At 66.1% G+C, this 13,857-nt stretch carries 12 protein-coding genes; 11 read left to right on the top strand and 1 reads right to left on the bottom strand.

Going from position 1 to position 13,857, the window contains the following annotated elements; translation table 11 throughout:
* Window positions 1-52 precede the first annotated feature (52 nt).
* From ACXJKC_RS05895 to ACXJKC_RS05860, 8 genes are all read left to right on the top strand, one after another.
* Window positions 53-742, top strand: coding sequence for a redox-sensing transcriptional repressor Rex (locus ACXJKC_RS05895; RefSeq protein WP_456695754.1), 690 nt, complete (start codon window positions 53-55; stop codon window positions 740-742).
* A complete protein-coding gene (locus tag ACXJKC_RS05890) occupies window positions 739-2,031 on the top strand; it encodes a glutamyl-tRNA reductase (protein WP_456695753.1) in 1,293 nt (430 codons plus the stop codon). Before ACXJKC_RS05895 ends, ACXJKC_RS05890 begins: the two co-directional genes overlap by 4 nt.
* Window positions 2,028-2,969: a hydroxymethylbilane synthase gene (gene hemC, locus ACXJKC_RS05885; RefSeq protein WP_456695752.1), complete on the top strand. Its 942-nt coding sequence runs from the start codon at window positions 2,028-2,030 to the stop codon at window positions 2,967-2,969. Before ACXJKC_RS05890 ends, hemC begins: the two co-directional genes overlap by 4 nt.
* A gap of 44 nt (window positions 2,970-3,013) precedes the next feature.
* Window positions 3,014-4,624, top strand: coding sequence for a uroporphyrinogen-III synthase (locus ACXJKC_RS05880; RefSeq protein WP_456695751.1), 1,611 nt, complete (start codon window positions 3,014-3,016; stop codon window positions 4,622-4,624).
* 17 nt (window positions 4,625-4,641) lie between these two features.
* The gene (gene hemB / locus ACXJKC_RS05875) at window positions 4,642-5,619 is read left to right on the top strand and encodes a porphobilinogen synthase (RefSeq protein ID WP_456695750.1); all 978 of its coding nucleotides are present in this window, start codon (window positions 4,642-4,644) and stop codon (window positions 5,617-5,619) included.
* A 153-nt stretch (window positions 5,620-5,772) separates the two neighbouring features.
* Entirely contained in the window at window positions 5,773-6,357 is a 585-nt protein-coding gene (locus tag ACXJKC_RS05870; RefSeq protein WP_456695749.1) for a PadR family transcriptional regulator, read from the top strand.
* Window positions 6,354-7,082, top strand: coding sequence for an ABC transporter ATP-binding protein (locus tag ACXJKC_RS05865; protein ID WP_456695748.1), 729 nt, complete (start codon window positions 6,354-6,356; stop codon window positions 7,080-7,082). The genes ACXJKC_RS05870 and ACXJKC_RS05865 overlap by 4 nt, the downstream gene beginning before the upstream one ends.
* A complete protein-coding gene (locus ACXJKC_RS05860) occupies window positions 7,079-9,691 on the top strand; it encodes an FtsX-like permease family protein (protein WP_456695747.1) in 2,613 nt (870 codons plus the stop codon). Before ACXJKC_RS05865 ends, ACXJKC_RS05860 begins: the two co-directional genes overlap by 4 nt.
* Before the next feature lie 174 nt (window positions 9,692-9,865).
* Here the strand turns inward: ACXJKC_RS05860 and ACXJKC_RS05855 are convergent, their stop codons facing one another.
* Window positions 9,866-11,107, bottom strand: coding sequence for a lytic transglycosylase domain-containing protein (locus ACXJKC_RS05855; RefSeq protein ID WP_456695746.1), 1,242 nt, complete (start codon window positions 11,105-11,107; stop codon window positions 9,866-9,868).
* Window positions 11,108-11,294: 187 nt separating this feature from the next.
* Between ACXJKC_RS05855 and hemL the strand changes: the two genes are divergently transcribed.
* The 3 genes from hemL to ACXJKC_RS05840 are packed head-to-tail and all read left to right on the top strand — an operon-like array spanning window position 11,295 to window position 13,855.
* A complete protein-coding gene (gene hemL / locus ACXJKC_RS05850) occupies window positions 11,295-12,611 on the top strand; it encodes a glutamate-1-semialdehyde 2,1-aminomutase (protein ID WP_456695745.1) in 1,317 nt (438 codons plus the stop codon).
* Window positions 12,608-13,255 (top strand): histidine phosphatase family protein, encoded by a 648-nt coding sequence (locus tag ACXJKC_RS05845; protein ID WP_456695744.1) that lies wholly within the window; start codon window positions 12,608-12,610, stop codon window positions 13,253-13,255. The genes hemL and ACXJKC_RS05845 overlap by 4 nt, the downstream gene beginning before the upstream one ends.
* An 18-nt stretch (window positions 13,256-13,273) precedes the next feature.
* Window positions 13,274-13,855 carry a TlpA family protein disulfide reductase gene (locus tag ACXJKC_RS05840; RefSeq protein WP_456695743.1) on the top strand — a complete coding sequence of 194 codons (582 nt, stop codon included), beginning with the start codon at window positions 13,274-13,276 and terminating at the stop codon, window positions 13,853-13,855.
* Window positions 13,856-13,857: the final 2 nt, after the last annotated feature.

The raw sequence follows: 13,857 nt of genomic DNA, 5'->3' as shown, positions 1-13,857 counted from the left end.
CGCGTGCCCGTCCCGCAAGGGATAATCCCCAGCACAGCAGTGCAGGAGCACTGTGACAATACTTCGCAACCCGCGGCTCGCCGACGGAAGCGCCCGTGACATCCCTGATGCCACCGTGGCGCGCTTGCCCATCTACCTGCGCGCACTCAACGCGCTGGGAGAGCAGGGCGTGGCGACCTGTTCGTCCAATGAGCTTGCCGACGCGGCCGGCGTCAATCCGGCCAAGCTCCGCAAAGACCTGTCGTATCTCGGTTCGTACGGAACCCGTGGGGTCGGCTACGACGTGGAGTACCTGCGCTACCAGATAGCTCTTGAGATCGGCCAGACCCAAGATTGGGACGTTGTCATCGTCGGCGTCGGAAATCTCGGCTCGGCCCTCTCGGCCTATCAGGGGTTCAGCACTCGTGGAATCCGTGTCGCCGCATTGGTCGATGCCGACCCCGAGCGCGTGGGCACCGTGATCTCCGACATCGTCGTGAGCCCTATGAGCGACCTCGATGCGATCGTGGCCGAACGGTCGATCTCGATCGGCATCATCGCGACACCGGGTTCGGCGGCCCAAGAAGTCGCGGACCGACTGGTCGCCGCAGGCATCACCAGCATTCTCAACTTCGCGCCGGCCTTGGTCCAGGTCCCCGACGGCGTCGACGTCCGCAAGGTCGATCTGTCGATCGAGCTACAGATCCTCGCCTATCACGAACAGCGCAAGTCAAGTACGGAAACACCGGAGGTGTCGGCATGAGCGTGTTGGTGGTGGGCATGTCCCACAAGTCCGCGCCGATCGATCTGCTCGAGCGCGCCTCGCTCGATGCCGAGGCCGGGGTCAAACTGTCGCGGCTCGTGCTGGAGACACCGTTCGTCACCGAGTCGGTTGTCGTGTCGACCTGCAACCGGGTCGAGATCTACGTTGAGGCGGAGCGCTTCCACGGAGCGGTCGAAGAGGTTTCGCGCATCCTGGCCGAGCACTCGGGTCTTGACCGCGACGAGTTCGTCCGGCACGTGTACGTCCACTTCGACGAGGCAGCCGTGGCCCACCTGTTCGGTGTGGCGGCGGGCATGGACTCGATGATCCTCGGTGAGAGCCAGATCCTGGGCCAGGTCCGCGATGCGCTGCACAGCGCCCAGGCCGAATCGACGGTCGGCTCAGCACTCAACGCGCTGTTCCAGCAGGCACTGCGAATCGGGAAGCGCGGCCATGCCGAGACGGGTATCGACCGCCTCGCACCGTCCGTTGTGACGGCGGGCCTCGACGCTGCCGGTGCGGTCGTCGACGCTCCAGACACCCGATTCCTGGTTGCCGGTGCCGGCACGATGGCGAGCCTCGCGGTACGGACGCTGGTCGAGCGCGGCGTTGCCCCGACGCGGATCATGGTGGCCAACCGCACCTTCCAGCGCGCGTACGCGCTCGTCGAGACCTTCGGCGTCAGCGCGGTGCGCTGGCAGGCCATGGACGTCGAGCTGTCCGGAGCCGATGTCGTGATCAGCTGCACGGGAGCCAGCGGCGTCGTGTTCGACCGCGACCGCGTCAGCAAGGCCAGCGCGGGGCGTCCGATGTCGTTGATCGACCTCGCATTGCCCCGAGACATCGATCCGGCCGTCGGCGAGCTCGATGGCATCACACTGATCGATCTCATCGTGATGTCGGGTATGTCGGCCAATGCCGAGATCGCCGCAGACGTGGCTGAAGTGCGTTCGATCGTCGACAGCGAGGTCCGCACGTTCCTGGCCGCCAAGGCCGCCTCGCACATCACGCCGACCGTCGTAGCGCTCCGCACCATGGCGACCGAGGTTGTCGCTGCGGAGCAGGCCCGTATCGAGGCGCGGCTGCCGGGTCTGACCGATGACCAGCGCGATGACGTTCGCAAGGCGCTGCACCGCGTCGCCGAGAAGCTCATCCACGCCCCCACGGTGCGGGTGCAGCAACTCGTCGACGGTCCGGCGGGGCTCACGTACGCCAATGCGCTGGCAGATCTGTTCGCGCTTGATCCGTCCGCCGTTGAGGCAGTGACTCGAGTGGGGGACCAGGTATGACCGCAGTTGAACAGAAGACTTTGCGACTCGGCACACGTGCCAGCGCTCTGGCCACGACTCAGTCGGGCATCATCGCCGACCGGCTGCGCGCCGAGTGGGGTGTCGAGATCGAGCTGATCGAGATCTCGACCGAGGGCGACCGCAGCAGCGAGCCCTTGGCCCAGATAGGTGGCACGGGAGTTTTCGTCGCGGCCCTGCGCGAAGCCCTGATTCGCGGCGAGATCGACCTCGCAGTCCATTCGCTCAAGGATCTGCCGACGGCAGTCCACTCGGGCCTGGTCGTCGCCGCGATTCCGCCACGCGTCGATCCGCGGGATGTCTTGATCGCCCGCGACGGACTCACCCTCGGCGAACTGCCGCAGGGTGCCAAGATCGGCACGGGTTCGCCGCGTCGCCAGGCTCAGCTCAATGCGCTCGGCCTCGGCGTCGAGATCACCGGGCTGCGTGGCAATGTCGACACCCGGATCGGCAAGGTGACCTCCGGTGACCTGGACGGTGTCCTACTGGCCCGCGCTGGACTGCTGCGACTCGGACGCGCTGATGAGGCCACCGAGATCATTGACCCCCTGCAGATGCTTCCCGCCCCCGGGCAGGGAGCACTTGCCTGCGAATGTCGCGCCGATGATGACGCGACGATTCGTCTGCTCGAGCGGATCGACGACAGCGACACGCGTGCTGCCGTCACCGCCGAGCGAAGCCTCCTCGCCACCCTCGAGGCAGGTTGCAGTGCACCAGTGGGTGCCCTGGCCGAAATCGTCGAAGGCGATGACGGACTGGAGCTATGGCTTCGTGCCGTGGTCGGAGATGTTTCCGGCTCACCCGCAATCCGACTGTCCGCGACCGGTAAACCCTCTGAAGCCGCCGCGGTCGGTGAACGTCTTGCTGTCGAGATGCTCGCCGAAGGTGCGGCCGATCTGATGATCGATCCCACCTCCTGACCCCCTGACAGACCGAGAAAAGGAACACCGTGACAATCACCCCGATGCGAGACGCACCGACCACGCCGGGCCCCGGCGTGCGCAAGGTCATTCGCGGCCATGTGAGCTTCGTGGGCACCGGACCCGGAGACGCGAGTCTTCTGACGGTGCGCGCCGCTGAGCTCCTTGGACAGGCCGACGTCGTCATCACGGAGCTGCCCGAGCAGGCCGAGCTCGTCACGAATGGCGCTGAGATCATCGATGGAGGCGCGGGTGAGGACGGCGAGAAGCTGACCCACGCCGCGCGAGCCCGACTCGTGGTCAAGCACGCCAAGACCGGCGCACACGTCGTACGCCTGATCGCCGGTGACCCGTTCACGTACGCGACGGGTCCTGAAGAAGCCGCTGCCTGCAGCAAGGCCGGAATCGGCTTCGAGATCGTGCCCGGTATCTCGTCGATCACGGCGGTCCCTGCTTACGCGGGTGTGCCGTTGACCAACAAGACGCACCGCGAGTACTCGGTTGTCAGTGTCGGCGACGCTTCGATCAACTGGTCAGAGCACGCCAGCGAGGACACCCTCGTCCTGCTGTCGGCCGTCGCCCGAATCGCCGAAGTCGCCAGCGGACTCATGACAGCCGGACGCAAGCCCGAGACGCCTGTCGCGATGACCCGTGTCGGTACGACGACCGAGCAGACCACGGTTGTCTCGACGCTGGCCGATATCGCTGCCGACGCGAAGGCCGCCGGTATGACCGCGCCGGCCATCACGGTCGTCGGTGAGGTCGTCACGATGCGCGAGGCGTTGTCGTGGTTCGAGACCAAGCCGCTGTACGGCTGGCGCATCCTGGTGCCCCGCACCAAGGAGCAGTCGGCCGGTCTGGCCTCGCGCCTGCGTGGATTCGGCGCGATCTCCGAGGAAGTTCCGACGATCTCGGTTGAGCCGCCGCGCAATCCGCAGCAGATGGACAAGGCCGTGCGCGGTCTTGTCGAGGGCCGCTACGAGTGGATCGCCTTCACCAGCGTCAACGCCGTCAAGGCTGTGCGTGAGAAGTTCGAGGAGTACGGGCTCGACGCTCGTGCGTTCTCCGGCCTGAAGATCGCCGCTGTCGGCGAGAAGACGGCCGAGGCCATTGCGACGTGGGGCATCCGCGCCGATCTCATCCCGTCGGGTGAGCAGTCGGCTCGCGGGCTGCTTGAAGACTGGCCGCCGTACGACGAGCTGCTCGACCCGATCAACCGGGTCTTCTTGCCGCGCGCCGACATCGCGACCGAGACTCTTGTCGCAGGCCTGATCGAGCTGGGTTGGGAAGTCGACGACGTCACGGCTTACCGGACCGTCCGGGCAGCGCCGCCGCCGGCGCCGACCCGCGAGGCGATCAAGACCGGCAAGTTCGATGCGGTGATGTTCACCTCGTCGTCCACGGTCCGCAACCTCGTGGGTATCGCCGGCAAGCCGCACACGTCGACGATCATCGCGTGTATCGGCCCGGCCACGGCCAAGACTGCTGAAGAGCACGGCCTGCGGGTCGACGTGATGGCCGAGTCGCCGTCGGTCGACGTGCTCGCCGATGCGCTGGCTGAGTTCGGCGCGGCCCGTCGTCTGGGCTTCGTCGAGGCGGGCGAGCCGGTGACCAAGCCGTCGCAGAAGCGTCCGTCCTCACGCCGCAAGGCATAAGTCACCCAAGGAAAATCATGAGCTTCCCCGCCGACCGTCCTCGTCGTCTGCGTTCATCGCCTGCGATGAGGCGGTTGGTGGCGGAGACTCATGTGCAACCGTCCCAGCTGATCCTGCCGATGTTCGTGGCAGAGGGACGCACCGAGCCGCGGCCGATCTCGAGCATGCCGGGCGTCGTGCAGCACACCCGCGACAGCGCCCGCAAGGTCTATGCCGAGGCGGCTGAGCTGGGGCTTGGCGGTGTCATGCTTTTCGGGCTGCCTGAGCGCAAGGACGCTCTGGGTTCGGGCGCGCTCGATCCCGATGGCATCCTCAACGTTGCGTTAGCCGACGCGCGCGCGGAAGTTGGCGACGATCTGCTGATCATGGCCGACCTTTGCCTCGACGAGTTCACCGATCATGGCCACTGCGGTGTGCTCGATGACCGTGGTCGGGTCGACAACGACCGAACGGTCGAGATCTACGCCCAGATGGGCATCGTCCAGGCTGAGTCCGGCGCCCATGTGGTGGCTCCGAGCGGGATGATGGACGGTCAGGTGGGCGCCATCCGTTCGGCCCTCGACTCCGCCGGTCATGACGACACCGTGATCCTGGCCTACGCCGCGAAGTACGCTTCGGCGTTCTATGGTCCGTTCCGCGAGGCGGTCGATTCGTCCTTGCAGGGCGATCGCAAGTCGTATCAGCAGGATCCGGCCAATGGCCGCGAGGCGATCCGCGAGACCCTGCTCGACATCGAGGAGGGAGCCGACATCGTCATGGTCAAGCCGGCGCTGTCCTACCTCGACCTGATCGCCGACGTGCGTGCTGCGGTCGACGTGCCCGTCGCTGCCTACAACATCTCCGGTGAACTCGCGATGGTCGAGGCCGCCGCCGCGAACGGTTGGATCGACCGCGAACGGGCGATCGACGAGATCATCATCTCGATCTGCCGCGCCGGCGCCGACATCGTCCTGACCTACTGGGCGCAGGAACTCGCCACCCGCCTCCCACGCTGACCCCTGCCCCGCGCGAGATGTCGGCGGTTTTGGGTCCATAGCGGTACCGCAACGACCTAAAACCGCCGACATCTGGCGCGGGAGTTGACGGACCTGCATACCCGGTATACGGTCATATCCGAACAGTGCATACCGGGTATAGGGAGTGTGGGCATGTCGATCCGTCACAGTCTGATGGCGTTGCTGAAGCAGGGGCCGCGACATGGCTACCAACTTCGCGCGGAGTTCGAGGCGCGCACCGGAGGTACGTGGCCGCTCAATGTCGGACAGGTCTACACGACCCTGCAACGTCTGCAGCGTGATGGTCTGGTCGATGTGGTGGGCGAGGCAGATGCCGATGGCCGCATCGCCTACCAGCTGACTGCGGCCGGACAGCTCGATGTGGATGCTTGGTTCGTCAGTCCGGTCGACAAGTCCGGCGACCCCAGGGACGAACTCTCGATCAAGCTGGCCCTGAGCGTCGGGATGGAAGGCGTCGACGTCCCGGCGATTATTCAGACTCAGCGGGCCGCGACTCTGCGCCAGCTGCAGGACTACACCCGACTCAAGCGTCAAGCCGACGACACGCATGATCTCGCGTGGGAACTGGTGCTCGAACGCCTGATCTTCTCGGCCGAATCGCAGGTCCGCTGGCTGGATCATGTCGAGTCTCGGGTGCGTCGCGCGTTGCCGCGAGCTGCGGCCGACTCGGGCACCGCGAGCTCCGCTCACACCGACCCCACGCAGGTCAACGCATGAGCGAGGTCGTGCTGGAACTGCGCGCAGTCAGCCGCGTCCACGGCGAAGGTGCCGCCGAAGTGCATGCGTTGCGCGACGTTGATCTGCAATTGGTCGAGGGCGAGCTGGTAGCGATCATGGGACCGTCCGGCTCGGGCAAGTCGACTCTCTTGACGTTGGCCGGCGGACTCGACCGGCCAACCCAGGGTGAGGTAGTCGTCGAGGGCAAGAGCCTGGCTCATGCGACGGCCAAGCAGCTCGCGGCGATGCGCCGGCGCAGCGTGGGCTACGTCTTCCAGGACCTCAATCTGATCCCTACCCTCACGGCTGCGGAAAATGTTGCACTGCCGCTCGAGCTCGACGGAATGTCGCGGCGCGCGGCTCGACGAAGCGCGTCGAAGTCGCTTGAGGATGTCGAGATGGACGGTCTCGCCGAACGGTTCCCCGATGAGATGTCCGGTGGCCAGCAGCAGCGCGTGGCGATCGCCCGCGCATTGGTTGGTCCGCGTCGCATGCTGCTTGCCGATGAGCCGACCGGGGCGCTCGATTCGCAGACTGGAGAGTCCGTGCTCAAGGTGTTGCGCAAGCGCATAGACCGAGGAGCAGCGGGATTGATCGTCACCCATGACGCGCGGCATGCAGCCTGGGCCGATCGGATCATCTTCCTGCGGGATGGCCGGATCACCGACACGACCGAAGCCGAGCTGTCTGCCGAGGCGCTGTTGGCCCCCGGGCGGCATGTGTGAGCCAGTTTTCCGCCTCGTGGCGTGTGGCGCTGCGCGCCGGTCGACGCGACGTCCTGCGGTCGAAGGGGCGCAGCGCGCTGGTCATGACGATGGTCGGCACGCCGGTGCTGCTCACCGTGATGCTGACGTCGATCGTCGCGTCCAGTGAGGTCAGCCCAGCAGAAGGCCTCCGCGATGACCTCGGTTTCGCCGAGGCCTCAGCCGCCTATTTCGGCGGGACGGTCGAACAGCTGCCTGACGGCCGGGACACGACGCTGAGTGACGACTCGCCCCAAGATCAGCTCAAGACTCCTGACGAGCAAGCCGACGCGTTGGCGAAATTGGTCGACGGACGTGTGGACGTCGTCGAGCGTGGATGGGGCACGACTGTCGTGATCGACGGCAAGGGATTCAACAGCGAGTCTCTCGGTGTCGATGGTTCGAGCCCTGCTGCCAAGGGACTTTTCCGATTGGCTTCGGGGCGCGTGCCTCGCGCTGAAGACGAAGTTGTCGTATCTCAGCGCCTGGCCGACAAGGGAGCCGTCATCGGTTCGACGGTCCAGGCCGGCCGGAACGATGCCCTGAAAGTTGTGGGCATAGGGCGAATCGGCACGGTGACCCGTGGTGGTGACCCACAGTCAGTCATCGCGCTGCCGGGAGTTCTACCTTCGTCAGACGGTGCCTCCTTCCTGATTGATCGCCCCGCGCCAGTGACGTGGGATGACGTCAAGCAGCTCAATGCCGCCGGTTTCGGTGTCACCTCGAAGTACGTGCTCGCCCACCCGCCTGCCGCGGCCGACCTCTATCCCGGTGCAGAAGAGGTGTTCTCGTCGGGGGACGACTCATCGAGTGCTGTCCTGGCGGTCGTCGTGACCGCGATCGTGCTCGAGGTTGTGCTGCTGGCTGGGCCCGCATTTGCCGTCGGTGTGCGCCGACAACGGCGCGATCTGGCATTGCTGGCCGCCACAGGGGCATCGCCGAAGCAGATTCGCCGGGTCGTCCTGGGCCAGGCGCTCGTCCTCGGGGTGCTGGCGTGTCTCATCGCCGCGGCGCTCGGCACCGCGCTCTCCGCGCTGGTCGTGTGGCTCGGGCCGTCGGTCGTCCCCAAGGTGGAATTCGGCCCGTTCGAAATGCAGTGGTCGTACGTCGTTGCCGCGATCATCCTCGGTTCGCTGGCCGCGATGGGAGCAGCCTTCGTGCCGGCCCGTCAAGCCTCCACACAGGAAGTGGCTGCCGTGCTGGCGGGGCGCCGGGGGACTGTCAGGTCGAGCCGAGGGTGGCCCATCGTCGGAATCGCCCTCGTGTTGGTGGGATTGGCCACGTGCTTCACCCTCGGCACCCGGCAGGGGGGAGAGCTGGCGGTGGCCGCGTCGACCATCGCGATAGTTTTCGGCGCGGTGTTCCTCACGCCGCTCGTCATCGGTGCGGTGGCCCGAGCGGGCGGCTGGCTGCCGCTGTCGTTGCGACTGGCCCTGCGCGACACCGCGCGTCAGCGCGCTCGAAGTGCGCCGGCGATTGCCGCTGTGATGGCGTCGGTGGCGGGCATCACGACACTCGCGATCGGATCGTCGAGCGATTTCGAGCAGAGCCGCCGGGACTATCAGTACCAGCAGCAGCCCGGACGTATGACGGTCAACGCCCAACCGGACGTTCTCGAGTCCGCCATGGCGGCTGCCACACAGGCATCTGGTGGAGTGAGGTTCACCTCGCTCGGTTCGGCCGGTCGCGAATCTTCCTTGCCCGGTGAAGAGACGTGGGTCTATGCCAGGACCGAGGAGATGTATTCAGGTACGACCGAGGTGGTGGTCGCCAATGCGGCCGCGGCGCGCGATTGGGGTGTCCGACTCGATGCCGACAGCGAGGCTGCGCTGGACTCGGGCGTCGCAGTGGTCGGCGACCGGAAGTCGATCAAGGGCGGCAAGGTCGTACTCGAGATCGAATCGGGTGAGAAGTCGAGACGAGTCGACGTCCCTGCTGTACTGGGTGATCTCGGCACTGGTGAGGTCCCCAGCGGCCCCGAGCCGGAACTCGGTCTCGTCCTCATCTCGCCTCAAGCCATGAAGTCCATCGGTGTTCCGTGGGAGTCGCGGCGGGCTATCTCCGTAGTCGGTGCGCCGAGCCAGAGCAAGGCGGTCGAGGCCCGGGTGGAGCAAGCGGTGTCTGGCCTTGATCCACAGGGTGGTGGCGCGTACGTCGAGCGAGGCTTCCAGGAGTCATTCGCCCTGCCGTTCCTCGCGCTGCTCGGCTTCGGCGTAGTCGCGGTTCTGGTCGGGACGATGACCGCAACGGGTCTGGCTCTGAGCGATGCCCGACCAGACTTCTCGACGCTCGCCGCGGTGGGAGCTGCGCCACGCACGAGACGCCTGGTGGCCGGGGCCCAGGCGATCGTGCTGGCGACACTGGGCACGTTGCTCGGCATCGCCGTCGGATTCGCGCCGGGGATCGCGGTGACGTGGCCGTTGACCAGCGAGAGCTATGCCTCGGGTGTGACCGAGCAGGTTGCTCCGATCATTCAGGTGCCGTGGCTATTGCTCGGAGCGATCGTGGTGGTCGTCCCGCTGATCGCGGCGCTGGCGGCCATGATGTTCACCCGAAGCAGGCTGCCCATCGTGCGGAGGCTGGCCCAGTGAGCCGCGGACCGTCGGCCCAGCGACGTCGGCTCATTGCGAAGCGGCGCCTGGCCCGGCTCATAGCAATCCGCCGAACAGCTCAAGTCATGCCGGAACCAGAACAGATGTCGGCGGTTTTGGGTCAATAGCGGGATGCCATCGACGTAAAACCGCCGACATCTTGGGGGTCTGGGGTCAGGACAGCAGGTCCGTAACGCATTTGAGGATGCCGGCCACGTCGAGCGCCGAGATTCCGCTGAGCAGGCACTTGGTCTTGGCCTCGGCCCAGGTCAGTGTCGCCGATCCGGTCGAGCCGCCCTCTTCGCCGGTCGTGGTGCCGGTTCCGTCAGTGACGACTCCGCCGACCAGACCGGACAGGCCGCCGCTGGAACCATGGCCACCGCCGCTGCCGCCCGAGGTGCCACCGCCGGTACCACCACCGGTGCCTCCGCCGCCCGTACCGCCGCCGGTGCCTCCGCCGCCGGTGCCTCCGCCGGTGCCACCGCCAGTCGAGCCGCCGCCGGTCGAGCCGCCGGTGCCCTTGGAAGGTTTGGGCTTGTTGACCTTCTTCTCGGCCTTCGCCGCGGCCTTGCGCTGGGCCGACGTCAGGGTCTGATCATTGGCCGATGCCGTCAGGACCGGCGCCGTCGAGAATCCATTGGGCGACTGGGTGAAGTCACCTTGCGCGTAGGCCGCCGAGATCTTCAGAACCAGGTCGACATAGGAGTCGGAGTGGTTGTAACGCTTGACCGCGGTCGCCGCACCGGTCGGTGTCGAGAGGTCGCCTTCCCCGGCGCACAGGTAGATACCTGCCGAGGTGGCGGCATCGTCGATGTCCTGGGGGTTCTTCTTGTCGTCGTTGTCCGAATCGACGCCGACGGTCTCCCATGTGCCGGGGATGAACTGCATCGGACCGACGGCGCGGTCGAGGACCGAGTTCTTGTCGAGCGTTCCGTTGTCGGTGTCGGTGATCTTGGCGCGACCGTCGCGGCCATCGAGCAGCGGGCCGTAGATGCCGGGCTTCGCGACTCCGTTGGAGTCCAGGGCATTTCCGCCGGTGCGTCCGTGATTGGATTCGACCCGGCCGATCGCCGCAACCAGATTCCAAGGCAGCTTGCACGACTCATCGGCCTTGCCCAGGAGGCTCTCGGCCCGGCGGTAGGCCGACAGCGCCGACGATGGGATGCCGTTGGTCGACAGAGTCGAGACTGTTCCGACGGCGCCGGCACGCTGATCGATGCCCTGGGGGGTCTTCTGCACACTGGCCGGCTGTTCGAAGGCCGTGGCCGGCACGGTCGGGACGTCGGCATCCGACGGTCCCCCGGATGCGGTGGCGAGTTCGGAGTTGGTGAGCAATGCGCCCCACACCCCGACCAACAGCGTCATCGGGATCAGAGCGCTGGCCTTCTGCCAACGCGTGAGCTTGCGAACTCCCATGTGTCGTACCCTCCCAGGCGACGCGATCCCGCGCCACAGTGTTGAATCAGTGCCGGGTAAATCGATGTTACTGCAGCCCGGACGAGATGCCACTCCAACCAATCAACCGACTAACGACACTCAGGTCGCAAAGTTACGCCGCAGATGCGGTGGTCGACAGGTTTTCGGTGCGGGAGACAATGGCTCGGTGACGCCAAACCCCGCATCCCAGGAACTATTCGATCGTGCTCGCGCTGTCTCGCCGGGGGGCGTCAACTCTCCGGTCCGAGCATTTCGCGCTGTCGGCGGTACGCCGATCTTCATGGCCTCAGGTGCCGGCGCGTGGCTGACGGACGTTGACGGTCGCCGCTATGTCGATCTGGTCGGCTCGTGGGGTCCCATGTTGTTGGGTCACGCCCATCCCGAGGTTCTGGCCGCAGTCGCTGAGGCGGTGGGCCGGGGGACGTCATTCGGCACGCCCAGCGCCCCGGAGGTGTTGTTGGCCGAGGAGATCGTCGCACGTACGTCGGCCGAGAGCGTCCGGATGGTCTCGTCCGGAACAGAGGCGACGATGTCGGCGATCCGCCTCGCTCGTGGCTTCACCGGTCGCGACAAGATCATCAAGTTCGCCGGCTGCTATCACGGCCACGTCGATGCTCTGTTGGCCCAGGCCGGCTCGGGCGTCGTGACGCTCGGCCTGCCCGAGACGCCTGGTGTCCCGGCGCACGTCACGGCCGACACGATCGTGCTGCCCTTCAACGACCGGGCGGCGGTGGAGGCCGCCTTCGCCGAATACGGCGACCAGATCGCGTGCCTGATCACGGAGGCGGCGGCCGGCAATATGGGCGTGGTTCCGCCGCTGCCGGGCTTCAACGAGTTCCTGTCGCAGATCTGCGGACGCAATGGTGCATTGTTCATCAGCGATGAGGTCATGACGGGCTTCCGGGTCACCCGCTCGGGTCACTGGGGGCTCGATGGCCAACGCGAGGGTTGGGCGCCGGACCTCGTGACATTCGGCAAGGTCATGGGCGGCGGCTTCCCGGCGGCGGCCTTCGGCGGACGCCGCGAGGTCATGGAGCAGCTCGCACCGGTGGGCCCGGTCTATCAAGCCGGAACATTGGCGGGCAATCCGATCGCGACGACGGCCGGTCTTGCGACGTTGCAACTTGCCGACGCGGATGCGTACACGCGGCTCGACGCGGCTTCTGCGCAGCTGCAATCGCTCGTGCGTGATGCGCTCGACGCGGCAGGTCTCGCGTACACGATGCAGAACGCCGGCAATATGTTCAGCGTCTTCTGGGGCACGACCGGCCCGGTCGACGGCTTCGCCGCTGCGCAGAAGCAGGAGGCATGGCGGTACACGGCGTTCTTCCACGCGATGCTCGACGCCGGGGTGTACCTGCCGCCGAGTGCATTCGAGTGCTGGTTCGTCTCCGCGGCACACGATGAGGAAGCACTCTCTAGAATTGCAGCGGCACTCCCAGGTGCCGCGCTCGCTGCTGCCCAGGCCAAGGAAGTTTCATGACGCGAACAATCATTCACCTGATGAGGCACGGCGAGGTCCACAACCCGCTGGGCGTCCTCTACGGACGGATCGCCGGCTACAACCTCTCCGACCTGGGCCACGAGATGGCCGCCAAGGTGGCCGAGTCGCTCAAGGACAATGACATCACGCACTTGGTGGCGTCACCGCTTGAACGTGCGCAGCAGACGGCTCAGCCGCTCTCCGACATTCTCAAGCTCGATATCCAGACCGATGAGCGGGTCATCGAGGCCGGAAACAAGTTCGAGGGCGTCACGTTCGGCACCGGCGCGGGTTCGCTGTGGCGTCCCAAGAACTGGTGGCTTGTGCGCAATCCTTTGCGTCCCTCCTGGGGAGAGCCTTATGTCGAGATCGCTGCCCGCATGCGATCGGCGATCCGCGATGCGCTCGAGGTCGCGCGCGGTCACGAGGCCGTCATCGTCTCGCACCAACTGCCGGTCTGGACCGCGCGGCGAGCCTACGAGAAGGCGCGATTCGCGCACGACCCCCGCAACCGTCAGTGCTCGCTCGCGAGTCTGACGAGTCTGACGTTCGAAGACGATGTCTTCACTGGGCTCACTTATAGCGAGCCTGCGGGGGATCTGATCCCCGATGCGCTGAAGAAGAAGTTCGTGGGCGGGGCTTGAGTTTCCATGTTGCTCTCCATGCGTGGACGAACGCTGCGCCTTGCCGTCGCGGCGACAGCAGTGGCTCTGCTGGCCGGTTGTAGCGGCGGTACCGGTACAGGTGGTTCGACCGGTGGCTATGTCGAGGCAGTCGGCTCCGGAATCACCAAGGTCGACCAGGCCGATCGCAAGGCCGCGCCTGAGATCAAGGGTGTCGATCTGGAAGGGGACGATCTGACCTCGGCCTCGTACGCAGGCAAGGTGCTGGTCGTCAATGTGTGGGGCTCCTGGTGCCCGCCGTGCCGCAAGGAAGCCCCTGCCCTGCAGGAGGTCGCCGAGCAGTACGCCGACAAGAATGTGCAGTTCTTGGGCGTCAACGTCCGCGACAATTCGTCGGCCGCGCGTGCCTATGAGAAGAAGTTCGGCATCACGTTCCCGAGCCTCGACGACTACAGCCAAAAGAGCCTGTTGGGCTTCAAGGACAGTCTCCCCGCGCAGGGCATCCCGACGACCTGGATCATCGACTCTGACGGCAAGGTCGCCGTTCGCATCTTCGTCGACAATCTGACGGCGTCGACCCTTGCGGGTCTGATCGACGACGTCATCTCAGGAACAGCGTGAAT

Source organism: Aeromicrobium sp. P5_D10 (genome assembly GCF_054049535.1).
Note: the sequence above shows the minus strand (reverse complement) of the source record. Positions and strands in the feature narration are given on the sequence as shown.